Origin of the sequence: Flavobacterium sp. YJ01 (genome assembly GCF_029320955.1) — a bacterium.
Lineage (GTDB): Bacteria > Bacteroidota > Bacteroidia > Flavobacteriales > Flavobacteriaceae > Flavobacterium.
This window is the reverse complement of sequence record NZ_CP119757.1, coordinates 3044784-3069396: the sequence shown is the minus strand read 5'-3', so window position 1 is coordinate 3069396 and position 24613 is coordinate 3044784. Positions and strand designations below refer to the sequence as shown.

Below are 24613 nucleotides of genomic sequence, written 5' to 3'. Positions count from 1 at the left end.
TTTTAAAAACCTGTTAGGTTTGTATCTTAAAAACTATTTTTTTTAGTTTATAATATCAAATCCACAGTAAGGACGTAAAACTTCTGGTATTACGATTCCTTCTGGAGTTTGGTAATTTTCAATAATTCCAGCTAAAACACGCGGAAGCGCTAATGAACTTCCGTTAAGTGTGTGAGCCAATTGATTTTTTCCATCTTTATCTTTGAAACGCAACTTCAAACGATTTGCTTGGAAAGTTTCAAAATTAGAAACAGAACTAATCTCCAACCAACGATCTTGTGCTGTAGAAAACACTTCAAAATCGTAAGTTAAAGCAGATGTGAATCCCATATCGCCACCGCAAAGACGTAAAACTCTGTACGGTAATTTTAATTCTTTTAGAATCTCTTTTACATGCTCCACCATTCCGTCAAGCGCAGCATAAGAATTATCTGGATGCTCCACACGTACAATTTCTACTTTATCAAATTGGTGTAAACGGTTTAATCCGCGAACGTGTGCTCCGTAAGAACCTGCTTCACGACGGAAACATGGCGTATACGCTGTATGCAAAACAGGCAATTCGCTTTCGTTTAAAATTACATCACGAAATAAATTCGTAACTGGAACCTCAGCAGTTGGAATCAAATATAAATCATCAATTGTAGAATGATACATTTGTCCTTCTTTATCCGGCAATTGTCCCGTTCCAAAACCTGAAGCTTCGTTTACCAAATGCGGTACCTGAACTTCATTGTATCCTGCGGCTGTATTTTTGTCTAAAAAGTAATTGATTAAAGCACGCTGTAAACGAGCGCCTTTTCCTTTATAAACAGGAAATCCTGCTCCAGTAATTTTTACACCCAATTCAAAATCGATAATATCGTATTTCTTTACCAATTCCCAATGCGGTTGTGCGCCTTCGTGTAAAGTAGGAATATCTCCTTCTTGGAAAACATTTAAATTATCGTCTGGCGTTTTTCCCTCAGGAACAATATCAGCCGGAAGGTTTGGTAAAGTGTATAATTTATTGGTTAACTCAACAGCCAAAGCTTCTGCTTTTTCGCTAAGTTCTTTGCTTTTTTCTTTTAGCGAAACTGTTTTTTCTTTTAAGATTGCCGCTTTAGCTTTCTCTCCAGATTTCATCAATTCACCAATATCTTTGGACAATTTATTAGATTCTGATAAAGTATTGTCTAATTCCACTTGTGCAGCACGACGATTTTCGTCTAATTGAACCACTTCTTCAACAACGCTTTTAGCATCGATATTTCGTTTTGCTAAAGCTTTGATTACTTTCTCTTGATTTTCTCTAATAAATGCAATTTGTAACATAGCTTGTTTTTTATAACTATTGTATTTTTTATAACGGAAGCAAATTTAATGAAATGTTTGTTAACAAAAGGACAAAGTTTAAAAGGAAAACTGAAATCTCTTATAAACAGCAAAAGCACTAAAAAAGTGCTTTTGAGATTGTTTTAAATTTATAGCTTATTCAAGAAAACGATGTCTGTCATCACGATGAAAAGCGTATTCTCTACCATTAAACTTCAGCTTCTCAGATTCCTTTTTGATTTTCAATTCCTTATTTTTTTCCATATCGTTTTCTAAACTATCTTCGATAGCTTCTTCATAAGAGAAATTTTTGGTCACAATTAAATCAAAATAGCCATTTGTTTTATTGTCTCCCAAACTCATACCCGTTTCTAAAGTTTCGATCTGGTAAGTACCGTTTCCGTTAGAATCTCCATTGGTAAGACGAATTGGATATTCGTATAAAAATTTCCTGATTTCATTATTTTCAAGAGTCAGTAAAGTAAATTTTTGTTCCGAATACAAAACTATTCTGCTACTTGCGATGGCTTCTGTATAAAAAGCAATTGCTGGAGTTGTTTCGTTGAGATATACCAGATTTTTCAAAATATGCGATTTAGAAAATCGAACTCCTTCGTTATGATAATATCCTAAATTGGCATCAAATTCTTCGGCAATTATATTTCCGCTTTCACGATCTACAAACAAATATTTACGCTGAAAATAATTTCCTAAATCATCAAAATCATCCGATTTTGGCTTTTTTTTGTTTTGCTCTACAATTGTGACAACAAAAAATGCCGTTTTTTGATCGAAATTGATAGAACTTGTCTCGTCAATTTTAATTTTCGAATATTTGATTTTAAGATTTGATGCCACTTTTGAAAGTAACGGAAGATCCAATTCATCTGAATTTTCTATATTATCCAGATTTTTAAAAATTAGCTTTTTAAACTCTTTCCTATTTATATTAGAATCTGTTTTTATCAGAGAAAGTAATTCCTGATTCTGAATTTCTGCTTCGTTTTTAGTTTTTTCATTTTTACCGCAAGCGAATAAAAAAAGCAAAACTCCACTAATTAGTATAGTTTTTTTCATAGGCATCAATTTAATGGTAGCATTTTTTTGGGTTCTCCAAATATATACTTTTCTTACAAAATCTGCCAGAAAAATTAAAATTTCAAAACTACTTTCTTAAAAATATAACTTATTTAAGCTCAAAGCACCTTTTTTGCTGCCAAAATAATTTAATCTCTTTTGATTTCGTGACCAACAAATTCTTCTAAAGCAGCAAACATTTCCTCGACCGAAAGCACTTCTGTATCAGGATGCGATTTTAAGAACGCCGCATTTAGTTCGACTATATTTTCATCCAATTCGAAATACGTATTGTTATTCAAAACATCGCGAAAAGCATTTGGTGTGTCTGCTTTTTCTTTTAGAAATTTTGCTAATTTGATATTGCTCTGCAAACGCAGTTTTCGAGATTGTTCTTTAAATAATTCCAAATGTTTTTCGGCACCAATTAAAGCTAAACCTTCTTCTATTAATTCGTTCAATTCTTTGTTCCAGCCAGAATCGTGTACAAATTGCGAAAAATTTCCTTCTGCATATTTCGAAGCGTAAAAATCTAAATAATAACTCATTAAAGCATCTTCGTGAATTAAATCATCGTCTATTTTTTCTTCACGCATTAAATTGATTACCGAAATATTCGAATTTACAACGTCTTGAGGATTTTCGCTATTTGCTGCTGTTTCTGAAATAATGATTTTACCGAATTCCATTTTGAATTTTATTTAAAAGATTGTTTTGCAAAGTTGAGGGAAAAAATTGAAATATACCCTTTTTACAATTTGAATTAAAACAAAAAATAGTAATTAGCCTCTTGAGAAATAACAGCGTTTTTAATCAATTGTTTTAAAGCAACAAATATTCTCGTAATTTTAAAAACAAAAAAAATAAACAGCTCTTACGCAACCATTTAAAAAAAACAGCATCTGTTAAATAGAAAGTATTTTCTAACTAAAACCAAAAAATTATGAAACAGATTTTCTTATTTTTTATTCTTCTATTTGTTTTTACAAGCTGTGAGAGTGAAGATTTACCAATTTCAGAGGTACAATATTCTGGAATAGCAAAAGGTGATTCTTTTCCTTATGACGAAAGTACTGCTTCAACATTTTTAGTCATTAAAAATACCAAAGCATGGAACAATTTAATGACAGAAATGAGTACTTCAAATGATTTAGTAAAAAATTTCAGTGAGACAAATATTGATTTCAATAAATATCAAATTATTGCGATTATAGATAAAACTCAATACAATGGCGGGCATTCTATTGATATTGTAAAAATCAGTCAAAACCGTAAAACCATAATTGTAAAAGTTGAAAAATTAAAAACTGGAGATCTAACATCTAGATTATCTAGACCTTATGAAATTGTAAAAATAGCAAAGACAGACAAAAGGGTTGTTTTTGAGCAGTAAACACCTAAAAACCTTTATTCTCTACCAATAATTCTTTCAATTCATTGGTCTTCAAATACGCCGCAAAACGTCCAGAAAGTAGTAACATTTCTTTTTCTTCGGGTGTAATTTTGAGTTTGGTTTCTACGTGCGAAGCATATTCATAAAGCATTAAAAGTTCGCTTGCGCCAAAATCTTTAAACTTTTCTCTATCTAAACTAGAAAGCAGTATTTCGCCATTTTTATCTTTTTTAAAACTATCCAAACCAAATTTCTCAATCAGTTTTGCTTTAAAATCATTGTGAAGCTGAAGCCAACTTGCCGCTTCGTCATCGGTATTTTTTAGCTGCGTAACTAAATCTTCATATTTTTCATCTTTCTTCAAAGTTGACAAATGATTTCTTAAAGTTGTAAAACCAATAATCTGATAATTTGAAGTTGGAATTTTATAGCGTTCCAAAGCATTTTCAACATCTCTTTCAAAAGTCATATATCGAGTTTGAACCGTATATAAAGACGCAGTTTCTAATAACGAAAGAAGTCTAATTTTGCCATCGTTTATAAAAGGCGATTTTTTTCCTTGTCCCAAACAATCAATAAAAAGCGATTTTTTGTTTTTGTCTTTCACTTTATTGTCGTTGTGGAGCAATTCAATCAAGGTTTCGTAACCCATATTGTCAGAAGCGCCACCGTCTATTACACATAAAATTTTATCTTGATTTTTGATTCCGAATTTGGTTTTTGGCAGAACGCCAGGAAAAGCAGAACTCGCCGTTATGGCATACGTAAGCGGAAAATCGTAACCATTATTAATTTGATTTTTGTCAAGCGGAAGTGACGCTTTATTTGGCGCTAAAGAAGAATTTATTTTTAAAGCCCGAATAATGTGCGGCATAAACGGAAAACGTTCTCCATTGTTATAAGCAGTTCCGTTGGCCACCATCATTGGCAGTTGTGGATTTTGTTTACTTTCTTTCGGAATAAAAAAATCAGACAAAAGCATTTGTGTTTTAAACTTATTCTGATTTTCTGGATTGGCGCTGTCGTATTGCAAAACTTCCAAATCTAATCTTTGAGCCATAGAGACTTTTTCTCCTTTTTCGTTTCGGCTATTATTTAAAAGAGAAAAAAGTGTAGCCGATTTATTGACATCAGATTTAAAGGCATCTGCTTTAGAAAAATAAAATTCGTTGAAAGTGCAATTGTCATATTGCAATTTATTTTTTAGAATAGTCAGATAATATCCAGCCGAATAACAGCCTCCAGAAACAGTCGAGAAATAATCGATTTCATTGAGAAAATTATGGTTTGAATTTTCTTCCTGAATTTCTTCTAAACCTAAAAGTACGCCCAGACTGAAAAACTGTGCTCTCGATCCGCCGCCAGAAATTCCAACTCCCAACGCAATATTAGGGTTTTGCAAACGAGAATCGCGATCCTGAACTGATTTATATTCGTTTAAATTTATCGCAGGAATCGAATTATAATTGATTTCTGAAAATAGATTTATTTTATTTTGAGCGATTCCTTCATTCATCAAAACCAAAAAAAAGAATCCTATTAAAAGTCTTTTAAATATCATAAACCGAAAACATTATTTGATGCAGATAAAATTAAAGGAATTAATTCAAAATGAAACACTTGTATTTTATTTTTTCAAAATAATGATATAAAAAAACCGCATCTTAAAAATGCGGTTTCGTTTATTTGAAAAACTAGAAAAATCTTAGTTCGTTTTCATTGGCGGTAAATCAAACGCAACAGAATCGTGTTCGAAGTTGTTTCGGTGTCCTCCGTCGCAAAAAGGTTTGTTATTAGATAATCCGCAACGGCAAAGTCCTAATGCAGATCTTCCTTGTAAACCGTAAAGCGCTCCTTCTGGATCCATGATTTCAAAATCGCCTTCAATTTTGATTGATCCATTTTTATTGATGATTAATTTAGTCTTGCTTATAAATTTTGTTTTTTTTCGGATGCAAAGATTGCGAAATATATCTTTATTTAGGAGCAATGAACGTAGTTTAAACTGGTTCTATTTTATGGAGAGTTCCGCAGAGAATCGCGAAGGTTTCACGCAGAGATTCACAAAGGTTAATGCTATTTTGAAATAATCTCGCAAAGACGCTAAGTCGCAAAGTTTTTTATTCTTTTGTCAGACTGAGCGAAGTCGAAGTCCCGCAAAGATTAGCTTAACTTACTCTAAAGTTTTATAAACAAAATTCTTAAACTTCACACTTCCTTTTCCAATCGAACAAAGACCAATTCTTAATCCCAAAAAACCGCTTAAAACATTATGATTGTATCCTGAAACTTCTACAGAGTTTTCAATTTTCTTCCAATCTTTTCCGTCAACGCTGTAAAACATATCGACTGTATTTTTGATGTTTTTAAGTCGAAGAAAGACTTTTCGCGTATGCGTATTTTTCTCCGTAGGAAATTGCCATCCTCTTAAATTCGCCAAAATGTTATTTTGATCTGCTAATATTCCTGAGTAATATTTGTTATCGTAAAAAAGTACCAAACCGCCTACTGCATCGCCTTCCATTTCAACTTCAACTTCAGCTGAATACGAATGTCCGCCAGGAACAATTACAAGAGGCGAACTGTTTCCTACGCCATCCCCTTTTCCTTCAATTATCAATGTATTATTCGCTATTTTAAATCTTGTTTTTTCTACTCCATTATAAAACTTCCATTGCGGTTTTAAAGCTGTTCCTTCAAAATTATCGCTCAAAGAAAATTCAGGAAGCGTTTTGCCTTCTGGTTTCGCAATTGGTTTGTCTGTTTGAATATTATCTGGAATTTTATACCAGCCGTCTTTTGTCCATTCAATTGGCTGAAGTAAAGTTTGGCGTCCTAAATTGTAATACTCTTTTTCATAACCGTGAAAAATCATCCACCATTTTCCGTTTGCATCTTCAAAAACGGTGCTGTGTCCTTTTGACCACCAAGTTTCAGAATTACTGTTTGTGCGCACAATCGGATTGTGAGGAGAGTTTTCCCAAGGTCCAAGCGGTGATTTTGATCTTGCGGAAATCACCATATGACTTGTGGCTGGCCCCGCAGTTCCGCCTTCTGCAACGGTTAAATAATAATATTCTCCTCGCTTAAACAATTTCGGACCTTCCATGCAAAAACATTCAATACTCCATTCTCGCGGAATTTTCCATCCATCGTAAACGTGTTTCAATTCGCTTGTTATCGAAAGTCCGTCTTTTGATAATGCTACATAACCGCCGTTGCTGAAATACAAAAATCGGTTTCCTTTATCGTCTGTAATATGTCCAGGATCTATGTTTCCTATTTTTAAATCTATCGGTTCGCTCCAAGGTCCGTTAATGGAATCGGCTGAAACTACGAAATTGGTATTATTCGCAGGAAAATAAATGTAATATTTATTGTTGTACTTAATTAGATCAGGCGCCCAAACTGCTCCAACATATTTAGAAAGTGCATTTGTAACAGGCTGCCAATTCATTAAATCAGTCGAATGCCAAATTAAAAGTCCAGGATAATAATCGAATGAAGAATGAACGACATAATAATCTTTTCCATCGCGAAGCAAACTCGGATCAGGATAATCTCCCGCAAAAATGGGATTTGAATATTGTCCTTGTTTTAAACTATTTTCTGGTTGTGATTGAGAAAACCCGCAATACGAAAACAAAACTAAAATGGTTAGATATATTTTATTCATGATGTATGTTTTGATATTTTTTTTCAAATATAGTCAAAAAGACCATAAGGTTTTAATTGAGCGAAATTTTGTTAAGTTTTTAGCAGAGATATAAAGTTTTTTAGGTCTAGTTCCTTGATTGGCTAAATTGAAAACATATTTTACAGGAAAACAAAATGCAGAAATGGTATCTGATTTTGAATTAATTACACAATAGTATTGAGACATTATTTTGTAGATTTGAGAAATCGTTTTTATCAAAATTATCAAAACCACTTATGAAAAAATATTCCATTCTTATAGCATTTGCTTTTCTGTTTACTTTGACTTCAGCAACTAATGACAAAAACGCTTTAGAAGATGGCTGGATAAATTTACTGGATAAAAACCTCAGCAAATGGGATATGTATTTAAGTTACAAACATCAGAACGGATATTCTGGCAAAATACCTACGGATGTTAATGGAAACGAAATAGCACCAATTGGCTACAACAAAAATGTAAACAATATGTTTACCGTAATTCAGGAAAACAATGAAAATGTCCTTAAAGTTTCTGGGGAATATTATGGTTGTGTCTTTACCAAAGAAACCTTTAAAAACTATCGTCTGAAGCTAAAAGTTAAATTTGGAAATAAAAAGTGGGAACCCAGAACCGACAAACTTATGGATGCAGGTGTGCTTTATCATTCGCAGGGAAAAGCGGGAGTAGATTACTGGCGTGCCTGGATGTTATCGCAAGAATTTCAAATAATGGAAGGCCATTTTGGCGACTATTGGAACATTGCAAATGCAGCAATTGACATCAAAGCTTATCTTCCTGAAGGAGGAATGAATGCCGTAGCCGATGAGGATCAGCAATTTATTCCGTTTGGAACACATACCGAAAACACTGGATTTTGCATGCGAAAAATGAGAGCTGAAACACCTAATAACGGTTGGACAGAAATAGAACTTGTTTGTATCGAAGGAAAAAGTCTTCATATTATTAATGGCAAAGTAGTCATGGTTTTGCAAAATTCCCGCTATTTTGATGGTGAAAAATTTATGCCTTTGATTGAAGGGAAAATACAATTGCAAAGCGAAGCTGCCGAAGTTTACTATAAAGACATCAAAATAAAACCGATAAGCAAAATTCCCACTGAGTTTGAAAATTATTTTAAATAAAGGAATCCTAGCCTAAAATATTTCACTTAAATCCTTCTAATTTGAGGCTAAAATTAAAAAAACTTTGCGCCTTCGCGTCTTTGCGAGATTAAAAACGCAATGAAAACTCTAGCGAATCTCCGCGTAATATTAAAATCTCAATTCTATTGCTTATTTTTGCACTCAATAAAATTGAATTATGATACAAGATCCAAAGAGATATACGATCACGGCGGCATTGCCTTACACCAATGGACCAATACATATTGGGCATTTGGCGGGGGTTTACGTACCTGCAGATATATATTCTAGATATTTAAGATTGCAAGGAAAAGATGTTGCATTTATCTGCGGAAGCGATGAACACGGCGTTGCAATTTCTATGAAAGCCAAAAAAGAAGGAATTACACCACAAGAAGTTATTGATAAATATGATGGAATTATCCGTAAATCGTTTGCAGATTTCGGAATTTCATTCAACAATTATTCTAGAACTTCGGCAAAAATTCATCATGATACGGCTTCGGAATTCTTTAGGACTTTATATGATAAAGGCGATTTTATTGAAGAAGTTACAGAACAATTGTACGATGCAAAGGCAAATCAGTTTTTAGCAGATCGTTTTGTTGTTGGAACTTGCCCAAAATGTGGCAATGAAGGCGCTTACGGAGATCAGTGTGAAAATTGTGGATCTACTTTGAACGCAACCGATTTGATCAATCCAAAATCGACAATTACTGGAGAAACTCCAATTTTAAAATCAACCAAACACTGGTTTTTACCTCTTGATCGTTACGATGCATTTTTACGCGAATGGATTTTAGAAGGTCATAAAAATGACTGGAAGACTAACGTTTACGGACAAGTAAAATCTTGGATTGATGCAGGATTAGAACCTCGTGCCGTAACGCGTGACTTAGATTGGGGAATTGATGTTCCTGTTGAAGGTGCTGAAGGCAAAAAATTATACGTTTGGTTTGATGCGCCAATTGGATATATTTCTTCTACAAAAGAATGGGCAGCGAGAGAAGGAAAAGATTGGGAACCGTATTGGAAAGATCAAGACACAAAACTGGTTCATTTTATCGGGAAAGACAATATCGTTTTTCACTGTATCATTTTCCCAGCGATGTTAAAAGCTGAAGGAAGTTATATTTTACCAGACAACGTTCCAGCAAATGAGTTTTTGAATCTAGAAGGAAACAAACTTTCTACTTCTAAAAACTGGGCAGTTTGGTTGCATGAATATTTAGAAGAATTTCCAGATAAGCAAGATGTTTTGCGTTATGCTTTAACATCAAACGCTCCGGAAACAAAAGATAACGATTTTACATGGAAAGATTTCCAAGCTAGAAATAACAACGAGTTGGTTGCTGTTTTCGGAAACTTTATTAATCGTGTGGTAGTTTTAACGAATAAATATTACGACGGAATTATTCCGACGCCAAACGAATTTACAGAAGTTGACGAACAGACTTTAGCAGAATTAAAAGCATATCCGGCAGTAATTTCAAGTTCGGTAGAACGTTACAGATTCCGCGAAGCTTTGGGCGAATTGATGAATGTAGCTCGTTTAGGAAATAAATATCTAGCAGACGAAGAACCTTGGAAAGTTATGAAAGACAATCCAGAGCGTGTAAAAACTCAAATGTATGTGGCGTTGCAAATTGCTGCGGCGTTGAGCGTTTTGGCTGAACCATTTTTACCTTTTACTGCAGCTAAACTTTCTAAAATATTGAATTTAGCTGATCTTAAAGAGCATTTTGCAGGATTCAGCAAATTCTTGAAAGAGAAAGATCGCGAAGCAAAAGACATCTTTATAGATAAAACTTTAGGTTGGAATGATATTTCTGAAAACTCAGATTTATTGCCTGCTGGACACAAAATTGGTGAAGCAGAATTGCTTTTCGCTAAAATTGAAGACGAAGAAATACAAAAACAAATAGATAAATTGGAAGCAACAAAAACAGCAAATCTTGCCGAAAACAAACAAGCTGAACCACAAAAAGATTTAATTCAGTTTGAAGATTTTGCGAAAATGGATATTCGTATCGGAACTATTTTAGAAGCTGAAAAAATGCCAAAAGCAAACAAGCTTTTAGTTCTTAAAGTTGATACAGGAATTGATATTCGTACAATTGTTTCGGGAATTGCTGAGAGTTTTTCTCCAGAAGAAATTATCGGAAAACGCGTTTCTGTATTAGCAAACCTTGCTCCAAGAGCTTTACGTGGTGTTGAAAGCCAAGGAATGATCTTAATGACAACAAATGCAGAAGGTAAATTGGTTTTTGTAAACCCAGATGCTGATGCGCCAAATGGAGCGACAGTAAACTAAGTTTAAACATTATATAAATGGCGTGAATTGGTTAATCTTTTAACTGATTCACGCTTTTTACTTTCAAAGTATTCACTTTCTAAAGTATCTTTGAAAAATTATACAAGATTAAAATTCATTAAATGAAACTCACCAAACCAAGATTAGCTTTAATCTGCGGTATCCTTTGCATCTCGATTTTCCCGATATTGGTAAAATTACGTTTAACACCAGGATTAATTTCGGCTTTTTACCGAATGTTTTTTGCGGTAATTCTGTTATTACCATATGTCATTTTTAGTGGCAACTTTAAGCTTCCGAGTTTAAAATTTACACTTTTGGCGACGCTTTGTGGCGTTTTATTTTCTTCTGATGTTGCTGTTTGGAATATTGCAATTCAAGATTCAAGCGCAACGCAGGCATCTCTGCTAACGAATTTATCTCCGGTTTGGGTTGGAATTGGTTCTTTTTTATTCTTAAAATCAAAACCTGCAACTAATTTCTGGATTGGTACAATCGTTTCATTATTCGGAATGGTAACTTTGGTTGGTTTTGAATTTTTTATTGATTTAAATTTCAATCAAGCATTTCTATTTGCGGTTTTATCTGGAATCTTATATTCAATTTATCTTTTAGTCAGTAAAAATGTGCTTTCAGAAGTTGATGTTCTTTCGTTTATGACGATAAGTTTAACCGCTTCTAGCATTTACTTAGGAATTCTGTGTTATTCATTAAACCAACCTTTTACAGGATTTTCAAATGCTGGCTGGTTTGTTCTCATCCTTCAAGCAGTTATTTGTCAATTGTGTGCTTGGCTTTCGATTAGTTATGCCACACAACACATGCGTGCAACTAGAGTTTCATTGAGTTTATTGAGTCAAGCTGTAATTACCTCAATTTTAGCTTGGTTGTTTTTGGAAGAACAAATAACTTTACAGATGGTTTTCGGCGGAATCGTTTTACTTTTCGGAATCCGAATTACGTTTTACGACAAAACGATTTCTTTGAAAGGGCTTTTTTATAAGAACTAAATTAAAGTTTCACGCAGATTCAGCAGATTTGAGCAGATTCTAAAAAATCATTTTAATCTTAATAATCTGTGGCAAAAAAATTAGTGCTAATTCGTGAAATTAGTGGCAAAAAAACTGAAACAAAAGAAAACCTGAAACTTTAAACAAAAAAACTATGTTACATAAAACTAAAATACCAAATCTAAAAGTAATCGCATTTGATGCCGATGATACTTTATTTGTAAACGAACCTTATTTTCAGGAAACAGAACATAAATTTTGTGCTTTGATGGAAGATTATCTTTCGCATCAAGGCATTTCGCAAGAATTATTCAAAATTGAAATTGCCAATCTGTCTTTGTACGGGTACGGAATCAAAGGTTATATTCTTTCTATGATTGAGGCGGCAATGAACATTTCGAACAAAACAATTCCAGTTGAAGTTATCGAAAAAATCATTCAATACGGAAAAGAATTACTTGAAAAACCAATCGAATTATTAGACGGAGTTGAAGAAACTCTTCAGTCTTTGCACGGAAAATACAAATTGGTTGTCGCAACAAAAGGCGATTTAAAAGATCAGCAAAGCAAATTGCATCGTTCTGGTTTAGGGCATTATTTTCATCATATCGAAGTGATGTCAGACAAACAGGAAATTGATTACGAAAAACTTATTGGTCGTTTAGATATTCAAGCACACGAGTTTCTGATGATTGGAAACTCATTAAAATCTGATGTTCTGCCTGTTTTAGGAATTGGCGGTTATGCCGTTCATATTCCGTTTCACACCACTTGGGAACACGAAAAAATTAATCATACCATAGAACACGAGCATTTTAGTTCATTTGAAACTATTGCAGAAGTGGTTCCGAATTTATTATAATGAAAACACTTTTAGATTTAGAAAATTGGAATAGAAAAGAGCATTTCGCCCATTTCAAACAAATGGAAGAGCCTTTTTTTGGCGTAACTGTAGAAATTGATTGCACTCAAGCGTATCAAACCGCCAAAAGTATAAATGCCTCTTTTTTTATTTTCTATTTGCATAAAACTTTAGTTGCTGTAAACACAATTGAAAACTTTAAGTATAGAATTTCTGAAAACCAAATTTACATTAACGATCGTGTTGATGCTTCGGCTACAATCGGGCGTGAAGATGGAACTTTCGGATTTTCATTAATCGAATATCATCCAGATTTTAAAACATTCGAAGAAATTGCAAAAACAGAAATCGAACGCATTCAAAACACAACGGGACTTTTTACAAGATCTTTTGATGATCATAATCTTATTCATTTTTCGGCAATTCCGTGGTTAAATTTTAGTTCCATTACTCATGCTCGCAGTTTTACATATCCAGACAGCTGTCCGAAAATTTCATTTGGAAAAATGATAACTTCCGAAACAGGAAAAAAAACCATGTCTATGGCGGTTTATGTACATCACGGTTTAATGAACGGAATGCATGTTGGTCAATTTGTAGATTATTTTCAAGAACTTATGAATCAATGATTTAAAAACGGAATGATTCTTGTGGCTGTAAAAACATGAAACAAATCTTACTTTTTTTATCTTTATTTTGTAGCACCGTTTTGTTAAGTCAAACGGTCCTGACTTCATATCCTTTAGATTTAAAAAATAGGAAACAACGAATTGATTTTGTAAATGCAGAAAATACCAGCACGCACGATGTGTTTGTATTTTTAGCTTCAGATAGTCTTTCTATACTAAAATACAATAGTGCTTTATTTTTAAAACAAAAAGTAGTAACGTCACGAAAATTTGTTGAAAACAGGTCTTTAATTGGCTATAGTTTTAGCGAAGATGGCAATCCTACATTATATTGGTTTTCTGCAACAGAAAAAAATATTATTTTGATTAAATATTATCTAGAAAACAATACAAATCGTGCTTTAAAATTTCAAATTCCGCTAGAAGACAAATCGCTTTTGACTTATTATCAGAAAGATAATAATTTTTATTTGCTGATGAAGGATAACACCAAACAAGGTTTAACCGCTTTTATTTTTAAGAACGGAATTGCTGAAGAAAAATATCTCGACTTTTCTCCTTTTGTATTTCGCGACCGAAAAACACAGCAAAAATCATTCAATCAGATTCTAAAAGAAAATCCTATCGAAAAGATGGATTCTGGAGAATACAATCCGCTTTTTAAAGTAACTTCGAAAAGCAAATTATATACGCTTCCCAATCGTTTAATTCTGACTTTAGACCAAAGTCTTAGAAAAACGCAATTGTTTGATATTAATTTGAATAACTTAGAAATAAAAGAGAAAACTTTTTTACAGCCTATTGGTCAAAAAAATCCAAAAAAATCAAATTCTTATTATCACGAGAACAAATTATATCAAATAAATGTTAATCCTGAACAGCTTTTACTAGATATTAAGGATTATGAATCAGAATCGTCTTTGAAAACATTTTCTGTTTCAAAAAAAGACACTATTCAATTTAAAAATTCTCCTTTATTGCTGCAAATCAATGACCGAAAGCCGCGAGAATTAAAAAACACAGGCAAATTTCTACAAGAATTAGCAACAACAGATGTTGGTATTTCTGTTTTCAAAAACAAACAAAATCTATTTTTGACTTTGGGCGGAACTGGAATGCAATCAAAATCAATTTCTGCCATAGATATGATGCCCGATTTTTATAGCGATTTCATACCTCCAAGTTATTATAATGTAGACACTTATTATTCTGTCTTTTTCGAAAGTGTTTGGACTAAAAAACTCGAAACAACCAATCAAAGTCAAGAACCTCTTGCTGGTGATAAAATTTTTGCTTTTATAGATAGCAATAAAGGAATTTTTCCTTCGAATATTCTAAAATTAAGCAATTACAGCATTTTAGGATATTATGATCCTAATTCTAAAGAATACGTCTTGCGTAAATTTACAGACGGATTTAACTAAAAACCTAAACACCAAACAGTTACAAAGACACAGGGTTTATTTAACACTCTTGTTACCTTATTTTAATACCTTTTTGACTTATAGAGGAAGTATTTACTTACAATAAATTGTTGTTTTGACCAAAATTTAAAATCTCAAATAACAATGAAAAAAATTGTAATGACTCTTGCATTTGCCCTTGCGTTAACAGGAGTGAATGCGCAAACAGAAAGCAATGGCGGATTTAACAAATGGTCGATAGAATTTGCTGGTGGTTTGACAAAACCTCAACGTCCTTTTACTGCAGGATATTCTACAGCCACTCCAAGTCCTTGGGTTGGTGATTTAGGAGTACGTTATATGTTTAACAACAAATTTGGTTTAAAAGCTGATTTTGGATACAACAGTTTTACAGCAAAAAACAATTCTTTAGATTTTGATTCAAAATACTATAGAGTAGATTTACAAGCTGTTGCAAACTTAGGCCGTATTATGAACTTTGAAACGTGGACTAATACATTTGGTTTATTAGGTCACGCAGGTTTTGGGTATGCTCAATTAAGAAGTGATAATTTTAAAGGCGCAGATGAAATGGGTAATTTCATTGCGGGTGTAACTGGACAAATTCGTTTATCAAACAGAGTGGCATTGACTGGTGATTTCTCAACTATTTTAAATGCATCGCAAGATCGTACTTTCGATGGAGCAAGTGTTGAAGGAAATAGAGGTTTTTCTGGATTGCTTTTTAATGGTACAATCGGGTTAAATGTTTACTTAGGCAAAAACACAAAACATGCTGATTGGACAGTAACTTCAAATGATATTATTGATACTTCAGCTCTAGAAAACAAAATAGCAGATCTTGAAGCACAAATCAAAAAAATTCCTGCTCAAAAAGAAGTAGTAATTGAAAAACAAGTTAGTAATCCACAGCCAACTGATAATGATTTGATTAAAAGAATGATCAATGACAAATATTACAGTGTTTATTTTGATTTCAATAAAACAACTCCTATTGAAAACTCAACTGCGGCAATCGATGTTGTTTTAAATTATCTAAGAAAAAATCCTTCTGCTTCTCTTGATTTAGTAGGTTACGCTGATCAAGTTGGAAAAGCAGATTATAATGAAAGACTTTCTAACACTAGAGCAAATAATGTAAAAACTATTTTTGAACAAGCTGGAATCGCTTCTTCTCGTTTGAATGTTATTGCAAATGGTGCAGATACATCAATTAAGAAAGATTCTGATGAAGCTAGAAGATTAGCTAGAAGAGTTACTTTTATTGTAAAGTAATTTCTTTTTAGAATTATAAACCACAAGTCCTTAAGAAAATATCTTAAGGACTTTTTTTATTGCTTAAATTTAATTCCGTAATAGCTTACAAAATTTTGGAATAAAATTTGATGATTTTCAATTTATGAAAAAACTACTACTCTTCTTCGTTTTGTTTTCAAAAACAGTTCTGTTTAGTCAAACAGTGCTAAATTATTTGCCTTTAAATCTAAATAGTTTAGATAAAACCCAAATTCTAAATATTGAAGATGAGGCAAACCATGATATTTACGCTTTTGCGTGGGACAATAAAAACATCAATATTTTAAAATATGACAAGTTTTTATTTCTAAAAAGTCGCTTTACAGATTCTATAAGACAGGAAATGAACAAGAATCTAATGGGCGCAACAATTAATGATGAAAAAAAGCCAACCTTGTATTGGATTTCTCCAAATTATAGGAATCTGTTGCTTAAAACTTATGACCTGGAAAAGAATACTTCAGAGTCTTTAAGTTTTACTTTTCCAGAAAATCACAATTATATTATCACTTCTTTTCAGCAAAAAGATACTTTTTATCTTCTAGCAAAAGAAAAAGAAACTGAACACTTACTTCTTTATAAATTTAAAGATGGGAAATGCGTAATAATGATGTTCGATTTTTCTAATTTCATTTTTAAGAATGAAAAAAATATATCCTTGTCTTTTAATGCGCTTATTAAACGTTTTCCTCTGAGAAAAATGGAATCAGACATTCTTAATCCGATAGATTTAGCTTCTAAAATAAATAAATTATATGTGCTTGAAGATCATATTATTTTGACATTTGATTATAGCACTACAAAAACTCAAGTTTTTGATCTTAACACGATTACTGGAGAAATTAATGAAAAAGAATTTAATCAGCCAATTTCAAAAAAAGCAGCCAAAAACTCAAATTCATTTTATAGCGAGAAAAAACTTTTTCAAATAACCTCAAACAAAGACGAATTTTTATTTGAGATAAAAGATTTTGAGACTGAAAAGACCATAAAGAATTATTCTTTTTTAAAAAATGATACTATTGTTTTTAAAAGATCTCCATTTTTTATGCAAATTGACAATAATAGACCGCAAGAATTAAAAACGACTGCAAAATTTCTAAAACATCTAGAGGGACTTTCTGCTGGTATTTCGGTCATAAAAAAAGAGAAAAACAGTTTTATCACATTTAGCGGTTTTGGAGAATACATTGATTACAGTTACTATGTGCCTATTAATTATGAAGGTTTCGTAGAATCATCACCATATTCTATAAGTAAAATAGTTTATTTTGATGGTCTTCTAAATGAAAATTGGGATCCTGCAACAGCTCTAAATGTACCAATGGCGATGGACAATCTATTTTATTTTTTAGGCACAAATAAAGAAATTTCCTTATATGACGCATTAAAATTAAAAGATTATACTATTTTGAGCTATTACGACAACGTTTCTAAACAGTTTGTTATGCGAAAATTTACTGATGGTTTTATACAAGACAGCGGAAATCCAATTATGAACAAAGCACAATTTTCCAGACCTGCCTCTTTTGGAAATATAAGATCTTACTAATCGATTCAAAATGCCTAATGTTTTCGGGCTTTCGAAAAAACGGAATGGATTATTTTTCTTAATTTTACAAAAAAGACACATATTATGCTATCAAAAAATATTGAATCGGCTTTAAATAAGCAAATTAGAATAGAAGCAGAATCTTCACAAACTTACCTTTCTATGGCTTGTTGGGCTGAAGTACACGGATTGGAGGGAATCGCTCAATTTATGTATACACAGTCAGACGAAGAGCGTGCACACATGCTTAAATTGGTAAAATTCGTAAACGAACGTGGAGGTCACGCTCAAATTACAGATTTAAAAGCGCCTAGAATAAGTTATTCTACCTTTAAAGAAATGTTTGAAGAGCTTTATAATCATGAACTTTTTGTTTCTAAATCTATTAACGAATTGGTACACATTACCTTTGAAGAAAAAGATTATGCAACACATAATTTCTTACAATGGTATGTTTCTGAGCAAATCGAAGAAGAAGCTACAGCTAAATCAATTTTGGATAAAATTAACCTGATTGGTGAAGATAAAGGCGGACTTTACTTGTTTGACCGTGATATTCAGCAATTAACGGTTACTAGTTCTATTGCAATTAATCCAAAATAAAAAAAGTTAAAGTTTATTTAGAATATTTAAAAATTACTTTTTTCCTTTATATTTGTCTCTGTTTTTATAATACAGAGGAAAATTGGGCAAGAAAGAAAAAGACAAGGAGAAAAAAAAGGATAAAAAGAAAAAGAAAAATTCTGAAATCCTTGATAAGATCAAGAAGATTGAAAACTGTAAATCTTCTTGCTGTGAGAAATACAAAAAAAGCGAAAAGAAGCGTTGCTCACGTTGTCCTATGTTTGATTTATTCAAAAAAACTGCTTAACAAAATATATAAAAACCCATCAGATTTCTCTGGTGGGTTTTTTAGTTTTAAATTGCAGTCTACTTCAGATTTTAAATTTAATTATGAAAAACGAAAATATAATACCTAAATCAAGTCTTGATTTTTTGGTTCAACTAAAAGAAAACAATAATAAACCTTGGTTCGAAGCCAACAAACCGCAATATTTAATCGAATTAAATCATATTGAGAATTTTGCTGGAGCTTTGTTAAAAGAACTTTCTAAAACGGACGTTTTAGAAAATACTTCGGGTAAAAAAAGCGTTTACAGAATATATCGTGATATTCGTTTTTCTAAAGACAAAACTCCTTTTAAACATTATTGGGGCGGAAGTTATACTCGTGCAACCGCTGCAAGACGTGGAGGTTATTATTTTCACTTAGAAAAAGGAAATAGCTTTTTTGCCGGAGGTTTCTGGGGACCAAATACTGCCGACTTAAAACGGATAAGAACAGAATTTGCTCAAGATCCTGAAACTTTCCAGAAAATTTTAAATTCGAAATCTTTCGTCAAGAATTTCGGAACTCTACAAGGCGAACAACTCAAAACAAAGCCGAAGGATTTCGATGCAAATCATCCAGCGATTGATTTGCTTCGATTCAAACAATTTTTGGTCATAAAACGTTTTACAGATGAAGAAGTTCTAAGTCCACAGTTTCTTGATCGAGCTTTGGATGCATTTGTAAACATGCGACCTTTTTTTGATTATATGAGCGAAGTTCTGACGACTGACAGTAATGGAGTTTCTATTTTATAAAACTCATTTTCTTAAAATATAAAAACCCGACAGTTTTTATCCCGAGGCTTCGGGACTGTCGGGCTACTTACGAGATATTCTTAACGGAATATTTAATATTATTTACTTAGAAGTAATATTTCATTTACCACAACTTCAGTTACATAACGTTTTTCTCCATTTTTATCATCGTAACTTCTGTGAGTTAACTTTCCATCAATAGCAACTTCTTTTCCTTTTACTACATATTTTTCAATAATCTCGGCCGTCTTGTCCCATGCCGTTACACGATGCCATTCTGTTTTTTCTACCCTTTCTCCTCTGTCATTTTTGTAATGCTCATTTGTGGCAATCGTTAAATGAGCCAATTTTTTCCCGCTTTCTAAAGTCTTAATTTCTGGGTTGTTACCTACATTTCCAATTAATTGCACTCTGTTTTTCATGGCGTATATTATTTTTAGGTTATTATAAGTTGAACATGTTCTTCAAATTCAACAGGGCAAAGATGAAACAACTCAACATTTATAGTCGGTTGCTAACTATTTACTACCGACTGTAACTATTTGTAAGCGTTTGTAATTGGAATTTGTTTTTTGTATATTTGAGATAAATCTTACTATATGCAGGCAAAAATTAATAAAGTCGAATTACGAAATTTAGAAATTGAAGACTATAAACAGCTGAAAAAATCAATGATTGAATCGTATCCTGAAATGGCCGATTCGTATTGGGGATCTGATGATATTGAAAGACTTCTTTCTATTTTCCCAGAAGGACAATTGGTTATTTTAGTGGATGGAAAAGTGGTCGGTTCTGCATTATCTCTCATTGTTGATGAAAAACTTGTAGAAAAAAGACATAATTACCAACAGATTAGTGGCGATTATACTTTCTCTACGCATAATCCAAATGCTGAAATCTTATACGGAATAGATGTTTTTATTCATCCAAACTATCGCGGTTTGCGTTTAGGACGTCGTTTATACGATGCTAGAAAAGAGCTTTGCGAACAATTGAATTTAAAAGCTATTGTTTTTGCAGGTCGAATTCCGAGTTATAGAGAGCATGCCAAAAAAATGACTCCAAAAAATTATATTGAAAAAGTACGAACCAAAGAATTATACGATCCGGTTCTTTCTTTTCAGTTGAGTAATGATTTTCACGTTTTGAGAGTCATCAAAAATTATTTGGAAGGTGATGAAGAATCAAAAGAATTTGCGGTTTTACTAGAATGGAATAATATCTATTATGAGGATAGTCCGAAACTTATTAATCTTAAAAAAAATATCATTCGTTTAGGATTAATACAATGGCAAATGCGTCCGCTGAATAATGTTGAAGCACTTTTCGAACAGGCAGAATTCTTTATCGATGCCGTTTCTGGTTATGGATCCGACTTTGCTTTATTTCCAGAATTGTTCATTGCGCCATTAATGGCAGATTACAATCATTTATCTGAAGCGGAAGCGATTCGCGAATTGGCTCGACACTCAGATCCAATTAGAAAGCGTTTTCAGGAATTTGCCATTTCTTACAATATCAATATTATTACCGGAAGTATGCCTTATCTGGAAGGTGGAAATTTGTACAATGTTGGTTTTTTATGCAAAAGAGATGGAACTTCAGAAATGTATACCAAAATTCATATTACGCCAAACGAAGTAATTCATTGGGGAATGAAAGGCGGATCTCAATTTAAAACCTTTGATACCGATTGTGGTAAAATTGGTATTTTAATTTGTTATGATGTCGAGTTTCCAGAACTTTCGAGACTTTTGGCAGATGAAGGAATGAATATTTTATTTGTTCCGTTTTTGACCGATACACAAAATGGATATACACGAGTAAAACACTGTTCGCAGGCGCGTGCCATCGAAAATGAGTGTTATGTAGCCATAGCAGGTTGCGTCGGAAATCTTCCAAAAGTAAATAATATGGATATTCAATACGCACAATCTTCTGTGTTTACTCCGTCTGATTTTGCTTTTCCTAGTAACGGAATAAAAGCAGAAGCAACTCCGAACACCGAAATGACCTTAATTGTTGATGTCGATTTGAACTTATTGAAAGAACTTCATGAACATGGTAGCGTTAAAACGTTAAAAGATCGTAGATCTGATTTGTATGAAATTAAAAAATTGAATTCATAAAAAATTCATACTAGCAAAAATGGCCATCATCAGAAAAAATCCTTTATTCGAAATTTATTTTGAAGATGGTCATTTAATAATAAATAATGCTGATTACAGGAAAGATAACAGCGTAATTGACATCGAAAATATTCAAATTTTAGAGCTTATAAGCAATTTATCATTCATTAATAAAATTATCGAAGTGATGTTTGGTCTGAATTTTCCAGCAAAATCTAACGAATTGAGAATAAATATGGAAAACGGTTTCAAAAATATTTTGCTAACCGACTGTGATATCAGCAAAGTTGAACTTTTGATCTCCGAGATTAATCAAATAATTATTAAAAAATCTGATTTTCAATAAATTAAAAATAATTTCATGAAAACATGTCCCGAATGTTCCGCAAAAATTGTAGGCCGTGAAGACAAAAAATTCTGTTCAGACAGTTGCCGCAATGCCTTTAATAACAAAATGAATAAAGATAGTACGAATTTCATGCGAAATATAAACAACAAGTTACGCAAAAATTACCGTATTTTGGCAGAGCTAAATGTAGATGGAAAATCAAAGGCTACTCGAGACAAAATGCTCAACAAAGGCTTTGATTTTGAATTCTTTACAAATGTATTACAAACCAAGACAGGAAATACTTATTATTTTTTGTACGATCAAGGCTATCGTTCCTTGGACAATGATTATTTTATGCTTGTTAAAAAAGAAATATAGATAGTATTTATTCACCATGAGAAAAAACCAAACCTCAATTCTAGCCATTGCCTGTGTTTTAGCTTTACTTGGCATTATATACGCCACGATGATGCCGCAAGGAATTTCAAAAGACGATGAAGCTCTTGCCGAATTCTCTACCGAAAGAGCCTTAAATCAGGTTGAGATTATGGCGCAGAAGCCTCATTACGTCGGATCAACAAATCACGAGCTGGTTGCTAATTATCTAAAACTAGAATTGAACAGAATTGGTCTAGAAACGAGTGTTCAGGAAGGTTTTACTCTAAACGACAGAGGTCTTTTAGTAAAGTCAAAAAACATTTTGGCGCGAATTAAAGGAACAAATAATACAAAAGCGCTTTTACTTCTTTCTCATTATGACAGCGCTCCGCATTCTTTCTCAAAAGGTGCAAGTGACGATGCTTCTGGAGTTGCCACAATTTTAGAAGGAGTTCGTGCTTTTTTATACTCAAAACATCCACAAAAAAATGACATCATTATTTTATTTTCTGATGCTGAAGAATTAGGTTTAAATGGTGCTGCTTTGTTTGTAAATCAGCATCCTTGGGCAAAAGACGTTGGTTTAGTTTTAAACTTTGAAGCTCGCGGAACTTCTGGTCCAAGTTATATGTTAATGGAAACCAATAAAGGAAATGAAGCTTTGGTTAAAGCATTCTCAGATGCTAAAACTTCTTATCCAGTTTCAAACTCCTTGATGTACAGCATTTATAAAATGCTTCCAAATGATACCGATTTGACTGTTTTTAGAGAACAAGGAAATATCCAGGGTTTTAATTTCGCTTTTATTGATGGTCATTTCAATTATCACACACAGCAAGATGACGTACAGCATTTAAACAAAACCACTTTGGCGCATCAAGGCACTTACATGATGCCTTTGCTAAAATACCTGACAAACATTGATTTAACTAAAACAGAATCTACAGAAGATAATGTTTATTTCAGTGCTCCATTTTCATTCATCAGTTATCCTTTTTCTTGGGTAATGCCAATGACTTTAATCGCTTTTGGACTTTTGGTTTTATTCCTTTTTGTTGGAAAAGTAAAAAGAATTATCTCTTTCAGAGAAGTTTTTAAAGGTTTTGTTCCGCTTTTAGGTTCTATTATTATTGCCGGTTTAGTTACCTTTTTAGGATGGAAACTGGTTTTAGAAATTTATCCGCAATATTCTGATCTTTTAAACGGATTTACTTATAATGGTCATGCTTACATTGGTGCTTTTGTGACTTTGAGTATTGCGATTTGTTTTGCTTTCTATCACCATTTTTCTGAGGCAAAAATCACAATGAACCATTTCGTAGCGCCTTTGCTACTTTGGATTATAATTAATGCTTATTTAGCGAATAGTTTAACGGGCGCAGGTTTCTTAATTATTCCTGTTTATTTCGGAATTCTATTATTCGGAATATTTGTCTTCACACAGCATTACAGTTTAGGAATGAATTTAATTTTCAGCATTCCTGCTTTGGCAATTATTGCGCCTTTTATCGTGATGTTTCCAATTGGTTTAGGTCTTAAAATTTTGTTTGGAAGCGCTGTTCTAACCGTTTTACTTTTCGGATTATTATTGCCAATCTTTGGAGCATTTGCCAGAAAAGGCGCTTGGATAGTAGTTTTCTTTCTAGCTTCTATTTCATTTTTTATTTATGCAGGTTATCATTCTGGTTATGAATACGGAAAAGCAAAATCTAATAGTTTATTATACATTTTAAATGGTGATAATAATTCTGCCTCTTGGGCAACTTACGACACCAATTTAGACGAATGGACTAAATCTTATTTAGGAGAAAAAAATCAAAAAGCGGTTGGTTTAAATACGCTTCCGCTTGCAAGCAAATACAATACAACTTTTACCTATAGCGCAATTGCACCTGTTGTTGATGTTCCAAAACCGACAGTTCAGTTTTTAAGAGACAGTGTTATTGGAAATAATAGGTATTTAAAAATCAAAATTACTCCAAACAGAAAAGTTAATCGATACGATATTTACGCAAATCCAAAAATGACGTTTTATAACTTCAAAGCAAATGGAGTTGCCACTTCTGGAGAAAAGGGAAATCGTCTACAAAGAGAAGACAGCAAAATTTTGTGCTATTATGTTGTGGGCAACGAACCGCTTGTAATGGATTTCTACATTCAAAAATCATCTCTTTTTGATATGGATTTAATTGAAAGTTCATTTGATTTGATGAGTAATTCGTTATTGAACGTAAAACCAAGAGAAAACTGGATGATGCCGACACCTTTTGTCTTAAATGATGCGATGTTAATACATCAAAAAATAAAAAGATATACAGCTCCTCCAAAACCGATTGAGCCAGTAGTTATTAAAGACAGTTTGAATGTATTAAATGACACCATAAAACCTGTTATAAAACCAGAATAGAAGTCCAGCATTTTAATCTTAATCTCTTA

23 protein-coding genes are annotated in these 24613 nt (G+C 32.6%); 16 read left to right on the top strand and 7 right to left on the bottom strand.

The genetic code is table 11. The features are described from left to right. Nucleotides 1-42 precede the first annotated feature (42 nt). The 3 genes from serS to P0R33_RS13450 form a co-directional block, all read right to left on the bottom strand. A complete protein-coding gene (gene serS / locus P0R33_RS13460; RefSeq protein WP_276171704.1) occupies nt 43-1314 on the bottom strand; it encodes a serine--tRNA ligase in 1272 nt (423 codons plus the stop codon). A 156-nt stretch (nt 1315-1470) separates the two neighbouring features. After that, nucleotides 1471-2391 (bottom strand): hypothetical protein, encoded by a 921-nt coding sequence (locus tag P0R33_RS13455; RefSeq protein ID WP_276171703.1) that lies wholly within the window; start codon nt 2389-2391, stop codon nt 1471-1473. 149 nt (nt 2392-2540) lie between these two features. After that, complete coding sequence (locus tag P0R33_RS13450; protein WP_276171702.1) at nt 2541-3080, bottom strand: hypothetical protein; 540 nt, start codon at nt 3078-3080, stop codon at nt 2541-2543. A 254-nt stretch (nt 3081-3334) separates the two neighbouring features. Here P0R33_RS13450 and P0R33_RS13445 point away from each other — a divergent pair, with 254 nt between their 5' ends. Further along, on the top strand, nt 3335-3784 hold the full coding sequence (locus P0R33_RS13445) for a hypothetical protein (RefSeq protein WP_276171701.1): 450 nt from the start codon (nt 3335-3337) through the stop codon (nt 3782-3784). A gap of 4 nt (nt 3785-3788) precedes the next feature. Here P0R33_RS13445 and P0R33_RS13440 read toward each other — a convergent pair whose 3' ends face one another. From P0R33_RS13440 to P0R33_RS13430, 3 genes are all read right to left on the bottom strand, one after another. After that, entirely contained in the window at nt 3789-5345 is a 1557-nt protein-coding gene (locus tag P0R33_RS13440) for a patatin-like phospholipase family protein (protein WP_276171700.1), read from the bottom strand. A gap of 144 nt (nt 5346-5489) precedes the next feature. Beyond that, a complete protein-coding gene (locus tag P0R33_RS13435) occupies nt 5490-5717 on the bottom strand; it encodes a CDGSH iron-sulfur domain-containing protein (RefSeq protein WP_109191044.1) in 228 nt (75 codons plus the stop codon). A gap of 240 nt (nt 5718-5957) precedes the next feature. Next, nucleotides 5958-7460, bottom strand: a complete 1503-nt coding sequence (locus tag P0R33_RS13430; protein WP_276171699.1) for a family 43 glycosylhydrolase — start codon at nt 7458-7460, stop codon at nt 5958-5960. A gap of 257 nt (nt 7461-7717) precedes the next feature. Between P0R33_RS13430 and P0R33_RS13425 the strand changes: the two genes are divergently transcribed. From P0R33_RS13425 to P0R33_RS13375, 11 genes are all read left to right on the top strand, one after another. Next, complete coding sequence (locus tag P0R33_RS13425) at nt 7718-8605, top strand: DUF1080 domain-containing protein (protein WP_276171698.1); 888 nt, start codon at nt 7718-7720, stop codon at nt 8603-8605. A gap of 178 nt (nt 8606-8783) precedes the next feature. Beyond that, a complete protein-coding gene (gene metG / locus P0R33_RS13420; protein ID WP_276171697.1) occupies nt 8784-10919 on the top strand; it encodes a methionine--tRNA ligase in 2136 nt (711 codons plus the stop codon). A gap of 122 nt (nt 10920-11041) precedes the next feature. Further along, on the top strand, nt 11042-11929 hold the full coding sequence (locus tag P0R33_RS13415) for a DMT family transporter (protein WP_276171696.1): 888 nt from the start codon (nt 11042-11044) through the stop codon (nt 11927-11929). A gap of 154 nt (nt 11930-12083) precedes the next feature. Further along, nucleotides 12084-12791 carry an HAD family hydrolase gene (locus tag P0R33_RS13410; protein WP_276171695.1) on the top strand — a complete coding sequence of 236 codons (708 nt, stop codon included), beginning with the start codon at nt 12084-12086 and terminating at the stop codon, nt 12789-12791. Continuing rightward, entirely contained in the window at nt 12791-13420 is a 630-nt protein-coding gene (locus P0R33_RS13405; RefSeq protein ID WP_276171694.1) for a chloramphenicol acetyltransferase, read from the top strand. The genes P0R33_RS13410 and P0R33_RS13405 overlap by 1 nt, the downstream gene beginning before the upstream one ends. A gap of 35 nt (nt 13421-13455) precedes the next feature. Further along, nucleotides 13456-14844, top strand: a complete 1389-nt coding sequence (locus tag P0R33_RS13400; RefSeq protein ID WP_276171693.1) for a hypothetical protein — start codon at nt 13456-13458, stop codon at nt 14842-14844. Nucleotides 14845-14988: 144 nt separating this feature from the next. Further along, nucleotides 14989-16119: an OmpA family protein gene (locus tag P0R33_RS13395; protein ID WP_276171692.1), complete on the top strand. Its 1131-nt coding sequence runs from the start codon at nt 14989-14991 to the stop codon at nt 16117-16119. A 124-nt stretch (nt 16120-16243) separates the two neighbouring features. Then, nucleotides 16244-17692, top strand: a complete 1449-nt coding sequence (locus P0R33_RS13390; protein ID WP_276171691.1) for a hypothetical protein — start codon at nt 16244-16246, stop codon at nt 17690-17692. Nucleotides 17693-17776: 84 nt separating this feature from the next. Continuing rightward, complete coding sequence (locus P0R33_RS13385; RefSeq protein WP_276171690.1) at nt 17777-18295, top strand: ferritin; 519 nt, start codon at nt 17777-17779, stop codon at nt 18293-18295. Between the two features lie 82 nt (nt 18296-18377). Continuing rightward, the gene (locus P0R33_RS13380; protein ID WP_091489749.1) at nt 18378-18563 is read left to right on the top strand and encodes a hypothetical protein; all 186 of its coding nucleotides are present in this window, start codon (nt 18378-18380) and stop codon (nt 18561-18563) included. Between the two features lie 83 nt (nt 18564-18646). Beyond that, the gene (locus P0R33_RS13375) at nt 18647-19339 is read left to right on the top strand and encodes a DUF2461 domain-containing protein (RefSeq protein WP_276171689.1); all 693 of its coding nucleotides are present in this window, start codon (nt 18647-18649) and stop codon (nt 19337-19339) included. A 98-nt stretch (nt 19340-19437) separates the two neighbouring features. Here the strand turns inward: P0R33_RS13375 and ssb are convergent, their stop codons facing one another. Next, the gene (ssb, locus tag P0R33_RS13370; protein WP_276171687.1) at nt 19438-19761 is read right to left on the bottom strand and encodes a single-stranded DNA-binding protein; all 324 of its coding nucleotides are present in this window, start codon (nt 19759-19761) and stop codon (nt 19438-19440) included. 177 nt (nt 19762-19938) lie between these two features. Here ssb and P0R33_RS13365 point away from each other — a divergent pair, with 177 nt between their 5' ends. Genes P0R33_RS13365 through P0R33_RS13350 form a run of 4 tightly spaced genes read left to right on the top strand, consistent with a single transcriptional unit; the run spans nt 19939 to nt 24584 of the window. Then, a complete protein-coding gene (locus P0R33_RS13365) occupies nt 19939-21468 on the top strand; it encodes a bifunctional GNAT family N-acetyltransferase/carbon-nitrogen hydrolase family protein (protein ID WP_276171686.1) in 1530 nt (509 codons plus the stop codon). A gap of 19 nt (nt 21469-21487) precedes the next feature. Continuing rightward, nucleotides 21488-21814 (top strand): hypothetical protein, encoded by a 327-nt coding sequence (locus P0R33_RS13360; RefSeq protein ID WP_276171685.1) that lies wholly within the window; start codon nt 21488-21490, stop codon nt 21812-21814. A 15-nt stretch (nt 21815-21829) separates the two neighbouring features. Continuing rightward, on the top strand, nt 21830-22177 hold the full coding sequence (locus tag P0R33_RS13355; protein ID WP_276171684.1) for a hypothetical protein: 348 nt from the start codon (nt 21830-21832) through the stop codon (nt 22175-22177). A 16-nt stretch (nt 22178-22193) separates the two neighbouring features. Next, the gene (locus tag P0R33_RS13350; RefSeq protein ID WP_276171683.1) at nt 22194-24584 is read left to right on the top strand and encodes a M28 family peptidase; all 2391 of its coding nucleotides are present in this window, start codon (nt 22194-22196) and stop codon (nt 24582-24584) included. Nucleotides 24585-24613: the final 29 nt, after the last annotated feature.